Origin of the sequence: Streptomyces sp. NPDC051578, from assembly GCF_044454045.1 — a bacterium.
Lineage (GTDB): Bacteria > Actinomycetota > Actinomycetes > Streptomycetales > Streptomycetaceae > Streptomyces.
Map to the genome: position 1 here is coordinate 827,678 of NZ_JBITDH010000002.1, position 22,044 is coordinate 849,721.

General features: G+C 70.3%; 19 protein-coding genes and 3 pseudogenes. 11 read left to right on the forward strand and 11 right to left on the reverse strand.

What is annotated here, in order from left to right; translation table 11 throughout:
* Window positions 1-132 precede the first annotated feature (132 nt).
* Window positions 133-1,320, forward strand: coding sequence for an NAD(P)/FAD-dependent oxidoreductase (locus ACIA6C_RS14985; RefSeq protein ID WP_399275822.1), 1,188 nt, complete (start codon window positions 133-135; stop codon window positions 1,318-1,320).
* Entirely contained in the window at window positions 1,317-2,234 is a 918-nt protein-coding gene (locus ACIA6C_RS14990; RefSeq protein WP_399275824.1) for an RNA polymerase sigma-70 factor, read from the forward strand. Before ACIA6C_RS14985 ends, ACIA6C_RS14990 begins: the two co-directional genes overlap by 4 nt.
* A gap of 379 nt (window positions 2,235-2,613) precedes the next feature.
* Here the strand turns inward: ACIA6C_RS14990 and ACIA6C_RS14995 are convergent, their stop codons facing one another.
* Window positions 2,614-2,787, reverse strand: coding sequence for a CsbD family protein (locus ACIA6C_RS14995; RefSeq protein WP_399275826.1), 174 nt, complete (start codon window positions 2,785-2,787; stop codon window positions 2,614-2,616).
* 81 nt (window positions 2,788-2,868) lie between these two features.
* Here ACIA6C_RS14995 and ACIA6C_RS15000 point away from each other — a divergent pair.
* Window positions 2,869-3,831: pseudogene (locus tag ACIA6C_RS15000) on the forward strand (alcohol dehydrogenase catalytic domain-containing protein).
* Between the two features lie 373 nt (window positions 3,832-4,204).
* Here the strand turns inward: ACIA6C_RS15000 and tkt are convergent.
* The gene (tkt, locus tag ACIA6C_RS15005; RefSeq protein ID WP_399275828.1) at window positions 4,205-6,412 is read right to left on the reverse strand and encodes a transketolase; all 2,208 of its coding nucleotides are present in this window, start codon (window positions 6,410-6,412) and stop codon (window positions 4,205-4,207) included.
* 628 nt (window positions 6,413-7,040) lie between these two features.
* Window positions 7,041-8,159: pseudogene (tal, locus tag ACIA6C_RS15010) on the reverse strand (transaldolase); the annotation flags it as partial.
* Window positions 8,160-8,607: 448 nt separating this feature from the next.
* Here tal and ACIA6C_RS15015 point away from each other — a divergent pair.
* Window positions 8,608-9,414 carry a hypothetical protein gene (locus tag ACIA6C_RS15015; RefSeq protein WP_399275831.1) on the forward strand — a complete coding sequence of 269 codons (807 nt, stop codon included), beginning with the start codon at window positions 8,608-8,610 and terminating at the stop codon, window positions 9,412-9,414.
* Here the strand turns inward: ACIA6C_RS15015 and ACIA6C_RS15020 are convergent.
* From ACIA6C_RS15020 to ACIA6C_RS15035, 4 genes are all read right to left on the reverse strand, one after another.
* Window positions 9,403-9,843 carry a hypothetical protein gene (locus ACIA6C_RS15020; protein WP_399275833.1) on the reverse strand — a complete coding sequence of 147 codons (441 nt, stop codon included), beginning with the start codon at window positions 9,841-9,843 and terminating at the stop codon, window positions 9,403-9,405. The genes ACIA6C_RS15015 and ACIA6C_RS15020 overlap by 12 nt on opposite strands.
* Before the next feature lie 764 nt (window positions 9,844-10,607).
* A complete protein-coding gene (locus tag ACIA6C_RS15025) occupies window positions 10,608-11,375 on the reverse strand; it encodes a DNA alkylation repair protein (RefSeq protein WP_399275835.1) in 768 nt (255 codons plus the stop codon).
* Window positions 11,372-11,779 carry an SRPBCC family protein gene (locus ACIA6C_RS15030; protein ID WP_399275837.1) on the reverse strand — a complete coding sequence of 136 codons (408 nt, stop codon included), beginning with the start codon at window positions 11,777-11,779 and terminating at the stop codon, window positions 11,372-11,374. Before ACIA6C_RS15030 ends, ACIA6C_RS15025 begins: the two co-directional genes overlap by 4 nt.
* A 12-nt stretch (window positions 11,780-11,791) precedes the next feature.
* The gene (locus ACIA6C_RS15035; protein WP_399275839.1) at window positions 11,792-12,253 is read right to left on the reverse strand and encodes a MarR family winged helix-turn-helix transcriptional regulator; all 462 of its coding nucleotides are present in this window, start codon (window positions 12,251-12,253) and stop codon (window positions 11,792-11,794) included.
* 50 nt (window positions 12,254-12,303) lie between these two features.
* Here ACIA6C_RS15035 and ACIA6C_RS15040 point away from each other — a divergent pair.
* The 3 genes and pseudogenes from ACIA6C_RS15040 to ACIA6C_RS15050 all read left to right on the forward strand — a co-directional run.
* Window positions 12,304-12,672: pseudogene (locus ACIA6C_RS15040) on the forward strand (integrase core domain-containing protein); the annotation flags it as partial.
* A gap of 617 nt (window positions 12,673-13,289) precedes the next feature.
* Window positions 13,290-13,898 (forward strand): TMEM175 family protein, encoded by a 609-nt coding sequence (locus tag ACIA6C_RS15045; RefSeq protein WP_399275842.1) that lies wholly within the window; start codon window positions 13,290-13,292, stop codon window positions 13,896-13,898.
* Window positions 13,899-14,168: 270 nt separating this feature from the next.
* Complete coding sequence (locus ACIA6C_RS15050) at window positions 14,169-14,642, forward strand: VOC family protein (RefSeq protein ID WP_399275844.1); 474 nt, start codon at window positions 14,169-14,171, stop codon at window positions 14,640-14,642.
* Between the two features lie 34 nt (window positions 14,643-14,676).
* On the opposite strand, the gene ACIA6C_RS15055 is transcribed toward ACIA6C_RS15050, so the two are convergent.
* From ACIA6C_RS15055 to ACIA6C_RS15070, 4 genes are all read right to left on the reverse strand, one after another.
* Window positions 14,677-15,612 (reverse strand): DUF5996 family protein, encoded by a 936-nt coding sequence (locus tag ACIA6C_RS15055; protein ID WP_399275846.1) that lies wholly within the window; start codon window positions 15,610-15,612, stop codon window positions 14,677-14,679.
* Between the two features lie 51 nt (window positions 15,613-15,663).
* Window positions 15,664-16,971 (reverse strand): Ku protein, encoded by a 1,308-nt coding sequence (locus tag ACIA6C_RS15060; protein WP_399275849.1) that lies wholly within the window; start codon window positions 16,969-16,971, stop codon window positions 15,664-15,666.
* Between the two features lie 312 nt (window positions 16,972-17,283).
* Window positions 17,284-17,580 carry a tyrosine-type recombinase/integrase gene (locus ACIA6C_RS15065; RefSeq protein WP_399275851.1) on the reverse strand — a complete coding sequence of 99 codons (297 nt, stop codon included), beginning with the start codon at window positions 17,578-17,580 and terminating at the stop codon, window positions 17,284-17,286.
* Window positions 17,574-18,095, reverse strand: coding sequence for a hypothetical protein (locus ACIA6C_RS15070; RefSeq protein ID WP_399275853.1), 522 nt, complete (start codon window positions 18,093-18,095; stop codon window positions 17,574-17,576). The genes ACIA6C_RS15065 and ACIA6C_RS15070 overlap by 7 nt, the downstream gene beginning before the upstream one ends.
* 85 nt (window positions 18,096-18,180) lie before the next feature.
* Between ACIA6C_RS15070 and ACIA6C_RS15075 the strand changes: the two genes are divergently transcribed.
* The 4 genes from ACIA6C_RS15075 to ACIA6C_RS15090 all read left to right on the forward strand — a co-directional run bounded on the left by ACIA6C_RS15075 (window position 18,181) and on the right by ACIA6C_RS15090 (window position 21,854).
* Entirely contained in the window at window positions 18,181-18,519 is a 339-nt protein-coding gene (locus tag ACIA6C_RS15075; RefSeq protein ID WP_399275855.1) for a hypothetical protein, read from the forward strand.
* 397 nt (window positions 18,520-18,916) lie between these two features.
* Window positions 18,917-20,335 (forward strand): NAD(P)/FAD-dependent oxidoreductase, encoded by a 1,419-nt coding sequence (locus ACIA6C_RS15080; RefSeq protein WP_399275857.1) that lies wholly within the window; start codon window positions 18,917-18,919, stop codon window positions 20,333-20,335.
* Between the two features lie 155 nt (window positions 20,336-20,490).
* Window positions 20,491-21,492, forward strand: a complete 1,002-nt coding sequence (locus tag ACIA6C_RS15085; protein ID WP_399275859.1) for an NAD-dependent epimerase/dehydratase family protein — start codon at window positions 20,491-20,493, stop codon at window positions 21,490-21,492.
* 65 nt (window positions 21,493-21,557) lie between these two features.
* A complete protein-coding gene (locus ACIA6C_RS15090) occupies window positions 21,558-21,854 on the forward strand; it encodes a hypothetical protein (protein ID WP_399275861.1) in 297 nt (98 codons plus the stop codon).
* Window positions 21,855-22,044 lie beyond the last annotated feature (190 nt).

A 22,044-nucleotide genomic window follows, 5' to 3' on the forward strand; every position in this document is an offset into this window, starting at 1 on the left:
CGCGTCGTGTCCGCCTTCTCTCCGCGACGTGACGCGGGTCACATCGCCCCTGTGTCACGAACGGAAGGGCAGCTTGCGTCTGGTGGTCGTCCGCAACGCGGGAACGGTCCACACGAAAGAGGCAGCAGAGCGATGAACACGACAACGCGGCACGAGGTCCTGGTCGTGGGCGCCGGCTACGCCGGGCTCGGCGCCGCGATTCAACTCGCGGCCCGCACCCGCAAGCGTGGCAGCCTGCGAGTGACACTGGTCAACCCCTACGACACCTTCACCGAGCGGCTCCGGCTGCACATGACCGCCACCGGCCAGGAGACGGCCGACCTGAACATCCCGGAGCTGCTGGACGGCACCGGCGCCGAGTTCGTCCGCGGCTGGGTCACCGCCGTGGACACGGCGGCCAAAACGGTCCGGATCGACGACGACCGGCTCCTGCGCTACGACACCCTGGTCTACGGGCTGGGCAGCATCACGGACACCGCCCCCGTCCCCGGCGTGGACGACAACGCCTACACCCTCAACAGCCGGGAAGACGCCACGCTCCTCGCCGACCGGCTGACCCGGATCGACGGGGGGACAGTCGTGATCGGCGGCAGCGGCCTCACCGGCATCGAGGCGGCCGCGGAGATCGCCGAGCGGCACCCGGAGCTCCAGGTGGTACTGCTGGGCCGGGGGGAGCCGGGCGCGAGCATGCACCCGAAGGCCAAGGCATACCTGGACGCGGCGCTCGCCCGGCTCGGCGTGCGGGTGCGCAGCGGCGTCGAGGTGGTGAAGATGCTGCCGGACCGCGTCGAGCTCGCGGACGGCTCCAGCATCACGGCGGCCGCGGTGCTGTGGACCAGCGGCACCCGCGTCTCACCGCTGGCCGCAGCCGCGGGCCTGACCGTGGACGAGCGCGGCCGGGTGGTCACCGACAGCGCACTGCGCTCGGTCTCCCACCCGGACGTATACGCCGTGGGCGACGCGGCGGCGATCCGTCAGGGCTACGGCGTGATGCACGGGACCTGCCAGAGCGGCATGCCCACCGGCGTGCACGCGGCCCTGTCGATCCTGCGAGTGCTGGCCGGCAAGGAGCCCAAGCCCTTCCGCTTCGGCTACTACCACACCCCCGTCAGCCTGGGCAGGAACGACGCCGTCGTGCAGTTCACCCGTCCCGACGACAGCCCGCGCCGGATCGTGCTGACCGGCAAGCGCGCCGCGAAGTACAAGGAGGCGGTCACCGCGGCGCCGTGGGCGACCTTCGCCCGCATGAAGAAGATGCCCGCCTCGGGCGCCCTCTGGCCGCACGGCGGCCGCTACACCCGGATCAGGAGTGCGAAGTGACCCAGCCGCAGCAGGACGGCGCCGACCAGCTCGCCTTCCAGCAATACCGCACCCTGCTCTTCTCCGTCGGCTACCGCATCCTCGGTACGGCCGCCGACGCCGAGGACGTGGTCCAGGACACGTGGCTGAAGTGGTCGGCGGCCGACCGTTCCCAGGTCGCCGACCCCAAGGCCTATCTGACCCGGATCGTCTCCAACCTGGCCATGGAGCGGTTGCGTTCGACCCGCCACCAGCGCGAGACCTACGTGGGCCCCTGGCTGCCCGAGCCGATCCTCACCGGCCCGGACACCGCCGACGGCGTCGCTGCGGCGGACTCGGTCTCGATGGCCCTGCTGGTGGTGCTGGAGACGCTGAGCCCGCTGGAGCGCGCGGTCTTCGTACTGAAGGAGGTTTTCGCGTTCAACTACGTGGAGATCGCCCAGGCGGTGGAACGTTCGGAGGCGGCGGTGCGGCAGGCCGCACACCGCGCCCGTGAGCACGTCCAAGCCCGCCGGCCCCGCTTCACAGCGGACCGAACGCACCAACGTCACGTCACCGAGCGCTTCTTCGCGGCGACGACGGGCGGTGACCTCAACGCCCTCATGGAGCTGCTCTCCCCGGACGTGACGCTGTGGAGCGACGGTGGCGGCAAGGTCCGCCAGGCCCTCAAGCCGGTCGTCGGCCTGAAGACCGTGGCCGGTTGGTTCGCCGCGCTCGGCAGCGTGACCTACCAGGGCGTCGAGCCCGGTCAGATGCGGGCGGAGCTGACCTGGATCAACGGCGGCCCGGGACTGGTCTTCCGCGCCCCGGACCGCGTGATCGCGACGCTGACCTTCGACTTCGACGCGGAGGGCCGCATCTCGACCATCCACAACGTGGCCAACCCCGACAAGCTCCACGCCGTCGCCGACGGCACCCGGCACGAACTCTCCTGAGCCGCCCGATCGATATCGACGTCCGTCGCAATCACCGTGAGCGCCCGCGCCCGCAGCCCAAGCCCGGCCCCGCCCGGACCGTCGTCTGACCCGGGGACAACATCGCCGACAACTACCCGCTCCGCATCCAGATCCAGGTCCCGCCGTCCCGATCGACCCATCACCCTCTCCATACAGGCGGACGCCACCGCGCCCTTCGCCGGCAGCCGGTAAGGGGTGGCTCGTCCTGCGGTCGTAGCTCAGGGCGAAGGGGCCACGGTGGTGCCGGTGCCGGGCCGGCCGGCACAGTCGCGCGCCGGGGTGTGCGGGGCGCGGTGCAGCCCCCGGCCCGGGGGAGTGGGTCGGGGGCTGCACCCGTGCGAAGGACGTGCGTCCGCAGTCAGTGGCGGAAGGCGTCCTTGGTCTTCTCCTTGGCCTGGCGGGCATCGCCCTTGGCCTGGTCGGCGCGGCCTTCGGCGGTCATCCGCTCGTTGCCCGTCATGCGGCCGAAGGCTTCCTTCGTCTTGCCCTTGGCCTGCTCGGCAGTGGCCTTGGTCTTCTCGGTGCCCGACATGGGGACCTCCTCGTTGTCGTACCGGATCGGTCGTGACCGCTCTCTTGCTCACGTCTGCCGCTCGTAAACAGCCACTGGTGTATGCCGGGCTCCGCCAGGCCGTCCGGGCGTCGAGGCCGGACTCCTGGTGGCCGGGCTCGGGACGCGCAGATCGAACACCCCTGCGCCATCATCGTCAAGATAACGACCACCGACATCTGCGGCTCGCAACACCTGCACATGTGCGAGGGCCGCACCCCGTTCGAGTCGGCCGCACCCTGGGCCACGAGAACATGGGCCAGGCCGTGGAGTTCGGCTCGGCCGTCAGCAAGATCCAGGTCGGCGACTACGTGGTCCTGCCCTGCAACATCGTCTGCAGCTTCTGCAAGCAGGGCCTGACCGACTACTGCCTGACCATGCAGCCGGAACTCCTCGCGGGAGCCGCCTACGGATTCGCCGACATGGGCCCCTACCAGGGCGGCCAGGCAGAACTGCTGCGCGTGCCCTACGGCGACTTCAACGCGCTGCGTCCGGGGGAGGACGCCGCCGGGCGGCAGACCGACTATGTGATGCCGGCCGACATCTTGCCCACCGGGTATCACGCCACCGCGATGGCCCACGTCAAACCGGGTGACCAGACCATCGTCTTCGGGGCCGGTCCGGTCGGGCCGATGGCGACCTACTCCGCCCTCCTCAAGGGCGCCGGCCGCGTCTGGACGGCCGACCACCAGCCCGACCGGCTGCGCAAGGCGGAGGAAATCGGCGCCATACCGAGCAACACCGCCGAGCAGAACCCGGCGGAGGTCGTCAAGGAGGCCACCCTAGGTCTGGGCGCCGACAACGGCTGTGAATGCGTCGGCTACCAGGCTCACGACCCCCAGGGACACGTGGACGCCAGCCCAACCGGGCGCTGCGCGACCTGATCGCCGGCGGGAAGGCAAAGCCCAGCTTCCTCGTCTCCCACGAGCTCAGCCTGGACGAGGCCCCCGACGCCTACGAGCACTTCGACGCCCGTGACGCGGCTGGACAAAGGTCGTCCTGCATCCCGACGGCCGCAAGGGCTGAACGCGTTCGTACGGGCGTGCAGGATCACATACTTCGGCGATGCTCTTCTCGTACTCGCACAGGGCGTCGGAGCGTCATCGAAGCCGGCCTGGCCCTCGATGGCGAACTCCTCGTCCGGGACAGCGAGGCCCCCCTGCAATGTAGCGGCGCACCGCCGATGTCCCCCGCCGGAGTGAAGCCGCCCTCGCGTACGCGAGGGCGGCTTCTGGGATGCACCCCCAACTACCCGTGCAGGCGCACTCGCCAGCTTTTCTTGCACGCCGCACTTTCACCCTGCAGCACCGACCCCTGGACCCAGCCCGATCCAGCCGTCGTGGGCAATGCAACCGGTCGTGCCACCGTGGTGCGGGCTGGTGGGGCTCGGTGCCTTCGATCAGGGATGGTCGCCGGTGCCACCCTCCGTCGGGGCTGAGGTGCGCTGGTGCCCGCCGGGGCGGGGGGTCTGGGTGGTGTCGTGGAGGCTGTCGCGGGCGGCCGCGGCGACCGCTTCGGGAGTGATGCCGAACTCGGTGTAGAGGCGCTGGTAGTCGGCGGAGGCGCCGTAGTGTTCCAGGCTGACGATGCGTCCGTCGTCGCCGACGATGTCGCGCCAGCCCTGGCCGACCGCGGCCTCGACACTGACTCGGGCGCGCACGGCTGGTGGCAGGACCTCGTCCTGGTAGTGCTGGGGTTGGGCGGCGAACCATTCGCGGCACGGCATCGATACCACCCGCACCGCAAGGCCTTGGGCGGTCAGCAGGTCGCGTGCGTTCAGGGCGATGTGGACTTCCGAGCCGGTGGCGACCAGGATCACCTCGGGCGCCGTGCCGTCGTGTGCGTCGGCGAGGACGTAGGCGCCGCGGGCCGCTCCCCGGGCCGGGGCGTAGGTGCCGCGGTCGAGGACGGGCAGGTTCTGGCGGGAGAGGATCAGGCCGGCGGGCCGGTCGGTGTGTTCGAGGATGGTCTGCCAGCAGGCGGTGGTTTCGTTCGCGTCGGCGGGGCGTACCACGTCCAGTCCGGGGATGGCGCGCAGTGCGGCGAGGTGTTCGACGGGTTGGTGGGTGGGGCCGTCCTCGCCGAGGCCGATGGAGTCGTGGGTCCAGATGTAGGTGGCGGGCAGTTGCATGAGAGCGGCGAGGCGGACGGCTGGGCGCATGTAGTCGGAGAAGGTGAGGAAGGTGCCGCCGTAGGGGCGGGTGAGGCTTTGCAGGGCGATGCCGTTGAGGACGGCGCCCATGGCGTGCTCGCGGATCCCGAAGTGCAGGGTGCGTCCGTAGGGTCCGCCCTTCCAGTCCTTGGTCTGCCGGTCGGCCGGGACGAAGGACGGTTCGCCGTCCATGGTGGTGTTGTTGCTCCCGGCGAGGTCGGCCGAGCCGCCCCACAGCTCCGGCAGTACCGGGGCCAGCGCGGTGAGCACCTCACCGGAGGCGGCGCGCGTCGCCATCCCCTTGGCATCGGCGGGGAAGGCGGGCAGGGCGTCGGTCCAGCCGTCCGGCAGCCGCTGGGCCTGGAGCCGGTCCAGCAGCGCAGCACGATCGGGATGCGCGGTGCGCCATGCCGCGAACGCCTCATCCCATGCGGAGTGTGCCCTGCGGCCGCGCTCCGCGGCCCTGCGGGTACGGGCCAAGACCTCATCCTCGACGACGAAGTGCGCCGTGGGGTCGAAGCCGAGGAGTTGCTTGGTGGCGGCGATCTCGTCCTCGCCCAGTGCCGAGCCGTGGGCCTTACCGGTGTTCTGCTTGGTCGGGGCGGGCCAGCCGATCAGGGTCCGCAGCATGATCAGCGAGGGGCGCCCGGTCTCGGCCCGGGCGGCACGGATCGCGGTGAGCAGGGCATCGACGTCCTCGACGTACTCGCCCGTGGCGGTCCAGTCGACGCTCTGCACGTGCCAGCCGTAGGAGGCGAAGCGGGCGGGCACATCTTCACTGAAGGAGACGTCGGTATCGTCCTCGATCGAGATGTGGTTCGAGTCGTAGAACACGGTCAGATCGCCCAGTTCCTGGTGTCCGGCCAGGGAGGCGGCCTCCGCGGTGACTCCTTCCATCAGGTCGCCGTCTGAGGCGATGACGTAGACGTGGCGGTCGAAGGGGCTACTGCCCGGCTCCGCGTCCGGGTCCAACAGACCGCGTTCGCGGCGCGCGGCCATCGCCATGCCGACCGCACTGGCCAAACCCTGCCCCAGCGGCCCGGTGGTGATCTCCACCCCACGGGTGTGACGGTGCTCGGGATGGCCCGGGGTCGCCGACCCCCAGGTCCGGTACGCCTCCAGATCCGGCAGCTCCAGGCCGTAGCCGGCCAGGTACAGCTGGATGTAGAGGGTGAGGCTGGAGTGCCCGCAGGACAGGACGAACCGGTCCCGGCCCAGCCAGCGGTCGTCGGCAGGGTCATGCTTCATGACGTTCTGGAACAGCAGGTACGCCAGCGGGGCCAGGCTCATCGCCGTCCCGGGATGCCCGTTGCCGACCTTCTGGACCGCGTCGGCCGCCAGCAGCCGCACAGTATCCACCGCGCGTACGTCCACTGCGTCCCAGCCGCAACGCTCGGCCACCGGACTCGTCACGGACCTGTCGCCCCTTGCTGCACCGGGCTGCTCGCTCATCATGCTGTCCTTTCGTCAAGCGGACCGGCCCGCCCAGCGGGGCGCCTGCCCGTGGATGCGCTGTCGCGGCCCGTGCTGTCCGGCATCTGCGGTGCCCTTGGTGCCGTCATCGGACGGCCGGCGGCGTGGATCCCAGCGTTCGGGCTGCCGCGGCGGAGCGCACCTCCTCCAGCGTGGTGCTCTGCTGCGCGGCGCGTTCCAGCAGTACGTCGAGGGCGTCGGCATGGAGGCGGCTGTCGGTCTGGGCCAGGGCGCGTAGGGTGCGCCAGCAGGCTGCCTTGCCCTGTACTCCCGTCAGCATCGCTTCTGCCTCCAGGACGTCGCTGAGCGGGGAGCGGGAGAACAGGTGTCCGTTGGTCTTGAGGCGCCCCGCCTTTTCCGCCAGCCAGCCCGCGGCCGTCTTGGACGGGCTGGTCGACACGCCCAGGTCCGTCATGATCCGGGCCAGCGCGGTGCGGTCCTCGTCGATCTGGTCCGCGAGCTCGGCGAGCGTGTGGCCGTCCTGTTCGCCCTTGCGGGCGTCCGCGGCCCGCCTGAACAGTTCCAGGCCGCCGGTGGCGGCGGCGTAGTGGTCGCCCAGGTAGATCGCCAGGAGCTCGGCGCTCTCGGAGTCGCCGTCCGCTGTGGCGGGCTTCGCGTGCATTTCGCGGGCGACCGACTCCCCGAGCTCGCTCCAGCTGTCCTCGAACTTCCTCAGCCCCTCGCGCTCCAGCGTGTCGGTGACGTCGGTGAAGTCGATGCCGGCCCGTTCCAGCGCGGCGAAGTGGGCCTTGGCTGCCGTGAAGTCGTCCACGGTGGGTGCGTGCGCGGGGAGGGTGCCGTGGTCGGCGAACGCGGCCAGCGTGCCGCCGGGCATGGTGTTGACCGTGCCGGCGATCACGAGCTCCCTGACGTACATCGTGTCGGGAAGGTTCGGGTCCTTGACGCCCGTAGAGGCCCACAGCGGGCGCTGCGTGCGGGCTCCCGCCGCGGCGAGTCGCTGCCATCGCGGGTCGACGAGTAGTTGTTCGTAGGCCTGGAAGGCGAGGCGGGCGTTGGCGATCGCGGTCTTGCCCTTGAGTGCCAGGGCCTCCGCGGTGCCGATGGCGTCGAGGCGGCGGTCGACCTCGACGTCGACGCGGGAGACGAAGAAGGAGGCCACCGAGTGGATGCCCGCCAGGTCGTGTCCCGCGGCCTGAGCCTGCTCCAGCCCCCGCAGGTAGGCGTGCATCACATCGCGGTAGCGGTCCAGGGAGAAGATGAGCGTGACATTGACACTGATGCCTTCGGCGGTGACAGCGGTGATCGCTTCCAGTCCTGCCCGGGTGGCCGGGATCTTGATGAACAGGTTCGGTCGGTCGACCGTCTCCCAGAGCTTGCGGGCCATCGCGGCGGTGGAGCCCGCGTCCTGCGCCAGCCGCGGGTCGACCTCGATGGACACGCGACCGTCGATCCCCGCGCTCCGCTCGTACACGGGACGCAGGACGTCACAGGCCTGGCGCACATCATCGGTGGTCAGGGCGAAGACCGCGTCGTCGACGCTGCTTCCCCCCTCGCCCAGGCGCCGCAACTGCTCGTTGTAGCGGTCCCCCTTCGACAGGGCGGAAGCGAAGATCGTGGGATTCGTGGTGACTCCCACGACATGCTTGTCCGCGATGAGCTTCTTCAGTTCTCCGCCCGCGAGAAGTTCCCGGGACAGATCGTCGAGCCAGACCGATACACCGGCCGCGGACAGGTCGGCGAGCGGGCTGGATTCAGCGGAGACGGACATACGAGACCTCCAGAGCGGTACGGCGCCGCGCACACTGAGGATGTTCCCGCCCTAAGGGCGGCGGCCGGCGGCGACACTCGCACGGTGGTTCCCTCCCCACCTGCCCGGATCACCCCACAACAAGCGGAATACCCCGAACAACTCGTGGCCGAGGGGGCCCGGCAAGGCAGCCGCCCCTGATCACATGCAGGAACGCGAGGCCGAAGCGGTCGATGTGCCCGCCCTCCTGCGCAAGACCGCCGCCGAGCACCCCGCGAGGTCGTACGCACACCCTGGTCGACGCGGTCGCCGACGCCTACGACGGCCGCCCGCCCCGCGACGACGCCACCGTCCCGATCGGCGCCGGGGTGATCCTCGAGGGCTCGGGCGGCATCGAAATCGGGCCTCAGGCGGACCTCGACGTGCTGGTCGTATCCAGCGGCCACGACCTGAGCCGCCGCTCCCTGCCGTGGCGGGACGGCTCGTCGACCTGGGCACGGTCGATCCGATCTTCTTCGACAAGACGTACTACCTCGGCCCCCGCGCAGGGGGTACGGCAACGTCTACGCGCTGCTGCTCAAAGCCCTCGCCGAAGCCAACCGGGCTGGCGTCGCCACCTTCGTCATGCGCGGCCACGAGCACCTCGTCGCAGCTCCAGGCGGACGAGGCGCTCGGCAGCCTGACCCTCCGCACCCTTCACTGGACGGACGAAATCCGAGAGCCCCGCCAAGAGATCCCGGACCTGCCCGGCGCCGTGAAGGTTTGGCTGCGGTCGGCGCCGTTGATCAGGGGGACCATCCGCTCGCGCGGACCCCGGTCCGCCGAGTCCCGCGGCTGGGGACGCAACATCCGCTTCGCTGTCAGCCGGGGCCTGGCCGTCGTCCTCACCGGCCACGTCGAAGGCGACGTCATCCGGCACACGGAAATCTTCGCACCGCTGGAGGTCCTGGACCTGCCCGTCGGCCACATCGTCACGGTCCTGGAGGAGATGGGGATCTTCGAGGACGACAGCGAACCGTCCTTCGAACGCTGGCTCGTCGGATGCCTGGAAGGGCTCGCACCCGGCATTCGCTCGGAAGCCGAGCGGATGCCCCCGCGGCCTGCGCGACGGCGGCCCCCGCAGCCTCCCACGCAGGGACGGCACGGTCTGGCTCTCGCTCCAGCAGGCCCGTCCGGCCGTGCTGGAGTGGTCGAACCGCTACGACTAGCTGCGGGAAGTGACTCGCGACGACGTCCTCGCTTATATCAAGACGCTGTACGGTCATCAGCGGCGTGACCAACTTGTCGCCCTGCGTCCCTGTTCACCTGGGCCAAACGGCAGGGGCTGATCTTCCGCAACCCCACCAGTCGGATCAAGGTCGGGCAGAACGAGTACGCCGTGCTGCAACCTCTCCTCTCCGAGCAGGTCAAACGCTCCGTCGCGGCTGCGAGAACGCCGGCGGCGCGGCTCGTCCTCGCCCTTGCGACGGTCCACGCCGCCCGGGTCGCCCAGATCGCCGCCCGCGTGCTCGACGACGTCGATCTCGGCAACCGCCGGCTGACCATCGCCGGACCCGCCCGGCCTCTCGACGACCTCACCCTGAAGCTCCTGGCGGACTGGCTGGACCACCGGCGACGCCGGTGGCCGAACTCCGCGAACCTTTACCTGCTGATCAACAACCAGACCGCCAACACGACCGGCCCGGGCCAGCAACCACTGGATCAATGCTCCGATGCGAGGGCAGGACGCCACCCTGGAACGGCTTCGCGTCGACCGGCAGCTCGAAGAGGCCCTGACCCACGGCCCCGACCCACTCCATCTCGCGGAGGTCTTCGGGCTCGACGAGAAGACCGCCATTGCGCTACGCGGACTCGGCCCGACGCCTCCTGGAGACCAGTGCCGAGTCGTTGAGCGCTGTGACAGCATCAGTCGATGATCAATGCTGAGGACCTGTCGGCAGACGCATGCTGAAGGTGACGACGTCCTTGCACCACTATGAGGAGCCGAGCCCTCTCTCCTGCACATGTGGCTGCATATGGACGGCCTCGGCCCCGTCCGGTTCCACACGCCAGGCGATGGATTGTCCGTGGAGATCGATCAGCCTCTTGGCCCTACGGCATGGACGAATACGGCTACACCACGGTCGAGGACGACCTGTCCGACCTGCAGTTCGCGAACGGGAGCATCCGTGTCCTCAACCTCGCGGACGAACTCGTCTAGGCCCATGACCAGCACCTGGGTACGGTCGAGGCCTATTTCCACGAGGAGATGATGCCCGCAGATCCGGATGCCTCACCATGAGTTCGAGGCGAACCTACGGATCGATCCCCACAGAGCACACCATCCGACCCCCGGGTTCCCGCTGAAGCCCCTTCAGTTTCTCTGAAACCGCGGGGCTCGCGGGCCTCGGGGATCAAGGGAACCGTGGTTGGCGCTGAGATTGATCATGGTCTCGGGTCCGATATCACGGAAGGGATCCGGGCAGGGCGTTAGCTGTTCCGCGGCTGTGTCCGGCGACCGCGGGAGTAGGCGGCGGTGAGGCGGGTGCGCTCTTCTGCTTCGAGGCGGCGGGCGGCTTCCCGCAAGGTGACACCGGAGACGCGGTCGATCCGCGCCTCCACCCATGCGGTCACGAACCCCGGGCTGCGTCGGGAGGTTTCCCGCAGTGCCCAGCCGATGGCTTTGCGGATGAAGAACTCGCGTTCGTCCAGCATGGCGTCGGCGTATCGGTCCAGGCGCCCCAGGTCCGCGCTGTCGGTACGGATGCCCGGCAGGAGGGCGAGTAGGGCGGAGCGGCGGATCCACATGTCGTGGTCGGTGGCCCACTGGTCGAGGACGGGTCCAGTGTCGTCGGGGTGCCGAACCGCGATCACACCGGCGGCGTGGACGGCGAGGGTGTCCACGAGGGCCCAGGTGCGTGCGGTGCGCAGCATCGTCTCGATGATGTCGAGGTCGGAGGGCACGAGCAGGGTGGCGTGCTGCGTGAGGACGTGGACGGCGGCCTGGCGGTGTTCGTAGACCTCGCTGGACCAGAGCAGGCCGGCCAGGGTCAGGGCGTCGGTGCGGGTGAGTGGCGGCAGCGAGCGCCGCGCGGTGGTGACGGCGCGGCGCAGGTCGGGGATGGTCACGCCGAGGTGGGTGAGGTTACTGCGGAGGTAGTCGCGGTCCCAGACGGCGCGTTCGGGTGTGCCGAGGCGGGCGAGCTGCTCGGTGAGCTGTTCGGCCGCCTCGGCGAGTCGGTGGTGGGGCAGGCTCACGCGCCGGTTTCCATGATGCGCTTGAGGGTGGTGAGCTCGGTGTCGACCAGGGCGATCTGCTCGTCGAAGAACTGGTCGGTGAAGGTCGGCGGCTGGTAGAAGGTGATCATGAATTCCGCGCCGGTGCCGTTGGGGACGACGCGGGCCGGGACGGTCCAGGAGGCGGTGTCGTCGAGGTAGTCGTGGTCGAGGATGCCGTAATGGGCGTCGGCGCGCAGGCGGAGCTTGGCGGATCCGACGGGGGTGGTCATGGCCCACCAGTCGGGGTCGTCGGTCGGCTCGATGGACTTGATGTTGACCACGGCCCACGCGGACCAGTTGGCGGGGTCGGCGAGGAAGGCGAAGACGTCTTCCACCGGTCGGTCGATGCTGACGGTCTTGGTGATCGAGCGGGTGGTGCTCATGGCGGGGGCCTTTCAGGAAAGCGGGGGTGTGGGGGGCTCGGGGTGGGTCTCGCCCACCAGGCGGCGGATCCATTCCTCCAGTTGGAGGCGCTGGTCCGGGTCGAGGTGGGCGAAGAAGTGGGCGTCGTTGCGGTCGGCGATCTCGGCCAGGCGCGGTGCGAGGTCGCGGCCGGCGTCGGTGAGGGTGAGCCGCAGGATGCGGCGCGAGCTGGGGTCGGGCTCGCGGGATATCAGGCCCTTGGCGATCAGGCGGTCGACCAGGCGGGAGACTGCGCCGACGTCGATGTCGGCGTACCGGGCGACCTCCCGTGTGGTGGTCGCGTCACCGCGGTAGACGGTGATCAGGACCGTCCACTGGGAGACGGTCACGCCGTGCTCGGCGAGCTGCCGTTCGAAGCGGGCGTGGACCTCGTCGGAGAGTCGGCGCAGCCAGTACCCGAGGTGGTCGCGAAGGCCGCTGGTCGGTGCAGTCACTTAGCCAGCATGCATGCCCAGACAACTGTTGTCAAGACAACAGAAGCGGGAAAAAGGAGACCGCCCCCGCCTTCTGGAACCGGGCCCACGCCTACTTCACCAGCGTCGGGATCACCGTCGAACGCGTGCTGACCGACAACGGCGCCTGCTACACGTCCCACGCCTGGCGCGACCTGCTGGCAGCGGCCAAGATCACCCACAAGCGAACCCGGCCCTACCGCCCGCAAACCAACGGCAAGGTCGAACGCCTCACCCGCACCCTCCTGGACGAGTGGGCCTACGCGAAGCCCTACCGCTCAGAACAGGAACGGCCAGACGCCTACCCGCAGTGGCTGCACACCTACAATCACCACCGCGGACACACCGCACTCGCCGGCAAACCACCCGCCAGCCGCGCCCCCAACCTCACTGGGCAATACACCCTGGGGCCGGCCAGGCCACGCTGCCAGCCGTGTGCCAGGTGCGATCACAGGTTCGGCGTGCCTAGCCTGAGGATCCGACCCAGGGGGGTACCTGGGAAGCCTTGCGATGCCCCGACCGATCTGGAACGGCGCGATCAGGGACTGGTCACTTCTCTGAACTGCCCCGTCCTGCGTCGCTGACTGTCGGGACACCACCGCCGCGGGACGCTCGGGCCGTGGGGGGAACGCGCGCAGCCGCGGGGCGCTCGGCGGGTCCAGCGAGGGGACGTCCGGTTGGGCGTAGGCACCAGCTTCGGCTGCGGTGGCGTGTGTGGTGATGCGGCCCTCGTACAGCGGTTAACGCTAAGCCGGTGATCATGGTCCGATCGGCGCGAGCGAGCTGAAGCGGTTCTTGTACTCGCGGCGGGCCTTGCGCTGGGCGGGATCACCCCGACGCCGTCGAGGACCTGGCAACGGTCGAGGAGTTGGCGGTGAACTGCGGGAACGGCGGTGACACGTAGCCCGTGCCGCGTGTAGCTAGGTCGAATCGGAGGTGTCGACGCTACCGCCGTATGCCGACCTGCGGGAAACGACGCCTGCGGCCCGGGGATCCCCGGGCCATTTAGCATCGGCGCATGTCAACCGAGCGGATGGAAGCGTTCAGCGACGGGGTCATCGCCATCGTGATCACGGTCATGGTGCTCGGGCTGCCCATCCCGCATGGCACCACTTGGGCGGCCTTGCACCACGCGCTCCCGGCGCTGCTGACCTACGTGCTCAGCTTCGTCTACCTCGGCATCTACTGGAACAACCACCACCACATGCTGCAGACGACTGATCGGGTGAACGGGCTGATCCTGTGGGCGAACCTGCACCTACTGTTCTGGCTCTCCCTGATCCCCTTCACCACGGCTTGGATGGGCGAGAACCACTTCGCCGCCGTCCCCGCGGCCGCGTACGGCATCGTCCTGCTCGCCGCTTCCCTGGCCTACTACACACTGCAGAGGGCGATCATCCGCGACCAGGGTAAAGAGTCCCTGCTCGCCACCGCCGTGGGCAGGGACCTGAAGGGCAGCATCTCGCCGCTGCTGTATGCGAGCGGCATCGGTCTGTCCTTCCTGAGCAACTGGATCGCGGTGGCGATCTATGCCGGCGTCGCGCTGATGTGGCTGGTCCCCGATCGCAGGGTCGAGCGGACCGTTGCCGACAGACCGACCCCGGGCCCGAGCGGGTCCGCCCAATGACACCCGCGGCGTTGCGACGGCAGCGAAGCCCGGTCTCGGCAACCGCTGGACCGGCCCGGGGATCCCCAGGCCGCTGGCGTCGTTTGCGCAGGTAGGCACATGGCAGTCGCGTCGTCACATCCGATTCGCCCTAGCTACCGGTCGGATAGCTGTCCCCGGGTGTCCGAGCTGGGATTCCGGCGGCGGTCCCCGCGGCGGCCGGCGGGCCGTGACCGTCGGGCTCTGCCGGATGGGAATGCCGGGCGCAGGCTCCCGCCCTACGCTGGCCGTATGTCCGATTTCATTGCCGCCGGCGCCTCGGCCGACGACCTTCCCGCACCGGCCGAGGGTCTGCTGCTGACGCACTTTCTCACGGTCGGTGACGTCCCTCGCTCGCGGGCGTTCTATGCCGACGTGCTGGGCGGGCAGGTGGTGCTGGAGGAGAACCCCTGCATCCTCAAGGTCGCCAACAGCTGGATCATCATGAACCCCGGCGGCGGTCCCACGGAGGACAAACCCGAGGTCACGCTGCGCCCACCGGAGGACCGCCACACCGCCGCCAGCTTCCTGAACGTACGGGTGGCGGACATCCACGGCTTCTACGCGGCGGCCCGCGCCAAGGGAGCCGAGTTCCTCACCCCGCCCATCGACCGGCGCGCGGAGCTGCGCTGCTACATGCGCGACCCGGATGGCTACCTCATCGAGGTCGGCCAGTCCACGGGCCTGCTCAAGGGCGTCCTGGCACGCACCGATACCGAAGGCTGACCACTGCACCGCGCTGCACTGCCGAGCGAATTCGTCAGATGCGACGGACCGGGTCCGTGATTCCGCCGGGGCACGCAAGCGCCGCGATGTCCCATCCGGCGCGTCGGGCTCCGGCCTGGTAGGCGCTTTCGTAGAAGGCGAGCACGGCGGCACGTGGATCGGTTTCGGCGCGGGCCGCGTCGTAGCGCAGCAGGGCCAGGTGGCTGTCGCCGCGCGCGACCCACTGGGCGGACGCTGGGCTGAGCGGCGCTTCGGTCAGAGCGGCGGGCTCGGGGGCGGTGTACGAGTAGAACGCGGGCTCGGCAAAAGTGTCGTCGCCGAACCAGAAGCCGGAGCTGATCACCTGCCGGGAGTACGCCTCCCGGGTGACCGGGTCGGCCTGCTCGGGCTGCTCGATGTGACGCTCGGAGAACCGGGTGTGCGCGATGTCGAAGGTGTGCCAGAAGTGGTGCACCGGACTCACCTTCCCCGAGAAACCTGCTGCGAACTCCTCCAGCACGGACACCACCTGGCTCAGCACCCGCCAGTAGCGGTTCGCGGCCACCGGGTCGTAGGTCGCGTGCTCGGTGTCCTCGGCGAACGGCCGGTCACCGTCGGGTAGATCGAAGGGCCTGGGAATAGCGATGTCCACCCGGACGCCCAGCGCGGCCAGAGCGGCCAGCGTCTGATCGTAGAAGGACGCGACGGACTGGCCCGAAAGCGGAAAGGACCGCTCCTCGCCGTCCAGCGTCATGACGACGAGCCGGTGGTCGACGAAGTCGAAGTCGATCGTGAAGATCGGATTCCCGTCGACCTGACCCATCGGACGGGTGGTGATGCCGCGCCCAGTGACATGGAACGGGACATTCCACCAGTGGTTGCGCCGAGCGCTCGCGGCCAAGCGGATCTTGCCGACAATCTGCTCGAAGCGGTGCAGCGTCTCCTTCGTGTCCCGCCACTCCGGCAGCGGCGCCGGCGGGAACAGCTCCATCGCCTGCCCCTTCCCGCCCGGCGCTCCCACGGTGGCCGGGCCGTCTCATCATCACCCCGCCGGGCACATCCCGCACGCCACCGAACGGCGCTTCTTGACCCCGTACAAGCGGCCGGGGCCAAGGCGGCCGTCGGCTGCAGCTGCGTCAGCTGCCTGCTTCTTGCGCCGGCGGCCGCCGGTGTGCGCGAGGGCGTCGACCAGCTGGGTGGCCATCTTCACCTCGGCGGCCGTCGCCCGCGTCGTACCTGGAAGGTCGGGGACCTCAGTGTGCGGGTCGCGGATCTCGTCGGCCCAGTGGAGGGTGTGCAGGGTCAGCAGGTCGTCCTCCGCCTTCACCGCGACGAGGTACTCGCGGCCGCGCATCACGAAGGTGGCGATGCCGGCGTTGTTGGACTCGGTGAGCGCGCGTTCCAGCAGGCCGTAGATCTTGCCGTACTGCTCGCCGCGGGGGCCGAGGTAGTGGGTCTTGTCGAAGAAGATGGGATCGACCGCGTCGAGATCGACGAACCCGGTGACCCGGTGACCTTGCGGATCCGGTCGCCGGTGCCGCGCTGGAGCTGGTGGAAGCGGATGGTGTGGCTGTCGGTCGCGGTGTAAAGCGCGATCGGCAGCGAGACGAGCCCGAAGGAGATCACCCCGCTCCCCACAGGTCTGGCCATCAAGGATCACCGCCACGGCCTGCGGTGTCGTGCTGCTCGGCGTCTTCCCGGTGCCCGGCTGATCAGTCGTGACGGGCTGGCCGCGGCGTCGGCAGGCCCGACAGAACCGGCCCCGGAGAGCCTGAGGAGTCAATCTGGTCGATCTTGGAATCGGCGCCGGCCAGACTGACGCGGAGCCCTTCGACTCGCCGTGCCAGCCTTCCCGCTCGGCCTCCGCGATCCGGTCCAGGAGGTTGTCGCGGATCTCCACCAGTCGGCTGGGCTGGGCAGGGTCCGGGCGTAGGAGGGAGCAGCGGACGCAGGCGTGCTCGTGGATGCAGGCGGTGCCGTAGGCGCGGGCGCAGGTGCCGATGGAGAGTTTGCGGCGTTCGAAGTGGCCGAGGAAGTCCTCCCACTCGGCGTCGGTGGGGGCGCGGTACTCCTCCGAGGGGCGCAGGGTGCGGCGGCGGGTGATGAAGGCGCGGTGGGCCTCGATGGTCTTGGCGGGGTAGACGGCGTTGTAGCCCATGGTGGTGTTGATGTTGGTGTGGCCGACGATGGCCTGGGCGATGTGGGGCGGCAGGCCGGAGGGGATGGCGTCGGTGATGAACAGGCGCCGGAAGTCGTGGTGGGCGAAGTCCAGCGGCCGGCCGGTGGGGTCGGTCAGGCCGATGAAGGCCAGGACTTCGCCCAGGGCGCGGCGGATGAACTCGCCGCTCATGCGGGAGGGCTCTCCCGCGCGGTCCCACTGGAACAGCAGCGGGGCGGGTGGGTTCCAGATGCGTCAAGATCGCGCGGGCCCCGGCAACCCGGTACCACCGGGTGTTGTCCGTACCGATGCCGCCGTACTCGGGCAGCGCCAGGACGGCGAGCACCTCCTCGGCGCTCTGGGAGGTCATCGGCCACCGCGTGCCGGCCTCCCGGGCCGGGAACCGGGAGCGGGCCCGCTCCAGCGGCCCGCCCGCGGCATGGGGCGCCGGCGGCAGCTCGCCCAGGCCGACGGGTGCATCAGCCAGGTACCGGCTACGGGCCTTCATCGGGAACCTCCGAACAAGTCGTTCAGGGACTGCGTCCGGTAGCCCGGCGCGGGCACCGCCGGAAGCCGGGCCAGCCGCTCCTGCCGTACGTGATGCTCGCGTACGGCTTCGACGAGCTCGTCCCGCCCGGCCGGGAGGTAGATCTGGGTGGTGGTCAGGTGGGCGTGGCCGAGGACCCACTGGACGTCGGTCAACGCCAGCTTCGGATCCCGGGCCATCCGGTACGCCGCCGTGTGCCGCAGGTCATGGAGGGTCCAGTTGGCGCCCAGCAGGGCGTTGGCCCGGTTCAGCATCGCCCGCGCCGCGTGGAGGTCAGCGGCCGAAACGGCCGCCGCAGCGTCCACCACAGGGAGGCCGACGGATCACGCGGAACCCCGGCCCGCCACGCCTCCTCCTGGTAGAGGCGCAGCCACACGAAGGCGTCCGGCGACGAGGGCAGCTGCTGATACGCCCGCGTGCCCTTGCGGACCGCCCCCAGCAGCTGGTCACCGGGCAGCGGATCACGCTGGCGGCTCGTCAGCAGCGCCTCAGCCCGGGCGCCGTTGGACACCCAGAACGCCAGCAGGGCGCGGTCCCGGTGATACCTCAAGGCCGCGAACAACTCGTTGAACCGGCCGTCCGGCATCCGCCGCGGCATCCGGGAGGGAACCGAGGGCCGGTAGCGGCCGCCGGCCGACGCCCGGGCGGAGCCGCCAGCGGCGGCCGGACGGCGACGGGCCCGCCCGGCAGGGAACGGATTGATGACCGGCCCGGTGCCCTCGTCGAGGTGGAAGTCGTAGAACGCGCGCAGCACCGTCTCGCTGTGCACCCGGGTCCTCACCGAGCACATCGGCCCCGGCGCGGCTCGCCCGGTCACCGGATTCGGCACCGCCGCAGGACGTACCCCGGGCGGAGTGTCGCAGCCGGCCAACTGGCGGCGCCCATGGAGACGTACCGGCTTCGGCGCGATCTGCATCCAGCGGGCGAAGTCCCGCGCGTCCACCCGCGTCGCCCGGTTCCACACCACACCCCAGCCGGACAAGAACCGCCACCAGCGCAACATCCGGGTCAACGTCGAACCGGCCATCGGCGCACGGGCGGTAGACGAACTCCGCCGACGCGGTCACCAGCCCGTCATCACGGAACCGGCATCCGGCAGCCGGCTTTGCGCTGTGGCCCGTGACCCGGCCACCGGCATCCTGTCCGCGGCCGCCGATCCCCGTTGCAGTGAGACCCGCGCCGCCGGCCGCTGACAGGTCTGGCAGCGGCCGGGGGATACCGCAGCCGCAGACCCTCCGCCGGATCGTTGCCCACCGGCCCGGTCGGCCCCGTCCCTGACGGGGCCGGTGGTCGGCGAAACCGGCGCCCGGGGCCCCCAGCCCGGCTCCGCTTGCGTGGTGAGAGTGTCCGCCCGCCCGCACCGCTTGATGCCGAGCCCGCGCGGGCGGGCTGGCGGGTGCCGGCGCGTGCTCCGGAGCGGGCCCCGGTCGGCCCCGGACCACCTCGCGCGCTCCGTCCGTCCTCCAGCGCCCCTGGTGCGCCCCCGCATGCCCCTTCACCGCCCTTGATCATTCCCTGAGCAGCGCAGTGAAGTGGTGCGCGGACGGCGGCCCGACCGGGCCACCGGCGGCCCGAGGGACGGGAATCGGTATGACGGACGCGGACAAGGGTGCCTCGGCACCGGGCACGAACGCGGGTACGAACACCACAACGGTCCCGGGCAGCAGCCCGGGGTGGCGGCGCGCCGTGGTGATCGGCGGTGGCTACGCGGGCCTGCTGGCGGCCCGGGTCCTGGCCGACCACTTCGCGGAGGTCCTGGTGCTGGAGCGGGACGCGGTCGACCACACGACCGGTGCACACCCGAGCGCGCCGCAGTCGTACCACGCGCACGCGATGCTGGCCAAGGGCGCCCAGACGCTGGAGCTGCTCTTCCCCGGCCTGCGCGCGGAGTTGGAGCAGCTCGGTGCGCCCGTCTACGACTACGGCGAGCGGATCAGCTTCCTGCTGCCGACCGGCTATGCCGTGCGCACCCCCACCGGAGTGCGAATCCAGTCCTTCACCCGGGACGAGCTGGAACGCCGGATCCGCGCCCGCGTGCTCGATCTGGCACAGGTCCAGGTGCTGGCAGGGGCCCGGGTCCTGGGCCTGGGCCGGGACCCGGACGGCCGGATCGGGAAGGTCCGCTACCGGACCGAGGAAGACGGAGAGCGGGAGGTCACCGCGGATCTGGTGGTGGACGCCTCCGGGCGCACCACCTCGATCGACGACTGGCTCAGTGCAGCCGGCCTGCCGGTCTCCGCGAGGAGCACGGTGAAGGCGAAGATCACCTACACCACGATGGTCTTCGACCGCACCCCCGAGGAGAAGGACTACGACGTCGCCTACCAGATGACCTTCGCCCCCGCCGTCAGTCGCGGCGGCGTGATGCTCGCGGTGGAGCAAGGGCGCTGGGTCTGCTCGCTGTTCGGCTTCGAGCAGCACCCGCCCACCGACCCGGACGGTTTCCTGGACTACGCGCGCAGCCTGGACAACCCCCAGTTGGCCGAGCAGATCGCGCGCCGCAGCCGCCACGACGAGTTGCACCGCTACACCAACCCCGGCAGCACCTGGCGCCTGCACCACCGCGACCCCGGCTGGCCGGACGGACTGATCGCCATCGGCGACGCGCTGTGCGTCTTCAACCCCGTCTACGGCCAGGGGCTGACCGTGCCCGCGATCCAGTCCGACGCGCTCGGCTCGCTGCTGCGCCGTCGCCGTGCCGCCGGCACGGGCCTGACCGGCCTGAGCCGGGAGTACCTGCGTGCGGCGGCGGGGATCATCAAGGTGCCGTGGTCGCTGTCCACCACCTCGGACCTGATGTGGAGCCCGGCCGGTCGGCCACTGGCCGCCCGCTTCGCACACTGGTACAACCGGCAGGTCTTCGCGCTGGCCCGGCACGACGCCGACGTATGGACCCGTTTCGTCAAGGTGGCCAACATGACCGCCCCGTCCTCGCTGCTGATGCACCCCTCGGTCCTCGCCAAGATCGTCCGACAGGTCGTCACCCGCCGCCTGCAGTCCACCCGCTGACGGGACCCCCACCCTGGTCGGCGCCGCGTTCGCTCTCGGCGGCCGACAGCGTTCGGTCGCCGCTTCCGGCCGTGCCCTCCGGTCCCTCCGGCGGATCGCTATGCCTTGGGCGAAGCAGGGGGGCCAAGACCCGTCGTTCGTGTTTGAGTGATCCGATGAACATCTTGGTGTTGGGTGGAACGGCGTGGGTTGGCCGCGAGGTGTCCCGGCAGGCACTGGAGCGTGGGCATCAGGTGACGTGCCTGGCCCGCGGAGAGAGTGGCGCCGTGGCCGAGGGTGCGGTGCTGGTCGCCGCGGACAGGCGTGACCCGTCGGCGTACGAAGGCCTGGCGGGCCGGGACTGGGACGCCGTGGTCGAAGTCTCGTGGCAGCCTGGCCTCGTCCGTGAGGCGCTGGCTGCGCTCGGCGGGAGGGCGGCCCATTGGGCGTACTTGTCTTCGATCAGCGCGTACGCCTCGCACGCGCGGGTGGGTGCGGACGAGTCGGCGTCGCTGCTTCCGGCGGCCAAGCGGGACGAGGCCGACCGTGAGGAGTACGGGGAGGCCAAGGTGGCGTGTGAGGCGGCCTCGACGGCCGCGGTGGGCGATCGGCTCCTCATCGCGCGGGCCGGACTGATCGGCGGCCCCGGTGACCACAGCGGCCGCACCGGGTACTGGGTCGGCCGCGCGGCGCGCGAGCCGCTGGCGCCACTGCTGGTACCCGCATCGCCCGACATCGCGACGCAGACCGTGGACGCGCGGGACCTCGCGGCGTGGTTGCTCGACTGTGCGCAGAAGGGGACGACCGGAACCTACGACGCGGTCGGTCCTACCGTGCCGTTCGGTGAGTGGGTCGCACTGTCCCGGGAGGTCGGCGGGCACACCGGGCCGGTGGTGAAGGCCGGCGCCGACTGGCTTCTCGGGCAGCAGGTGGGGCAGTTCATGGGCCCGGAATCGCTCGCGATGTGGATGGCCGACCCGGACTGGGTCGGCTTCAGCGCCCGCAACGGTTCCGCGGCCGGCGCGGCGGGACTTCGGCACCGGCCCCGGGCGGAGCTGCTGGCGGACACCCTGAGCTGGGAGCGGCAGCAAGGTCTGGACCGGCCCCGCCGGGCCGGTCTCAGCGGCGAGCGCGAGCGAGAACTGCTGGAGGCATGGAGCAGGGCGGTTCGGGAGTGAGTGGGCCTGCCACACTGGAGCGGTGCGGGCCGCGACCGGCGGTGTGGGGGAGAACGGATTTCAGCATGTCTCGATGGACTGTGCTTGCCATACCCGTCGACGGTGTCAACGAGATGGATCGGGACGCACGAACGCTCGCGCAGTTCGACGGCAGTCCGGAGCAAGCCGAAGCGGCCCTGCTGGAGGCGGCGAACACGTACGAGCACAAGCTCTGGAAGGTGAACCGACGAGAGATCTTCAAGTGCTCCAGCCGGTCCTACTTCCTCCGCATCCACGGCCGAATGGCCACGTACGGGTTCCTGCTCCAGCTCGCCGAACTGGTCCACGACACTGCGGATCCTATGACCAAGACTTCTACCTGATCGCGGTCCACCACGGAGGCCTCCTTGGCAGGAACTGCTTCTCCAGGGTGCCGAGGTGGTGGTTGGCGTAGTGCCCGGCGCAGACGAAGCCGTGGGCGTCCAACTCGAATACGTCCCGGCCTCGGCGGCTCCTTCGTACGGCCCACTCCGTGGAGCGCTGCGGCTGGTATGGCCGGAATTGCCGGATGCT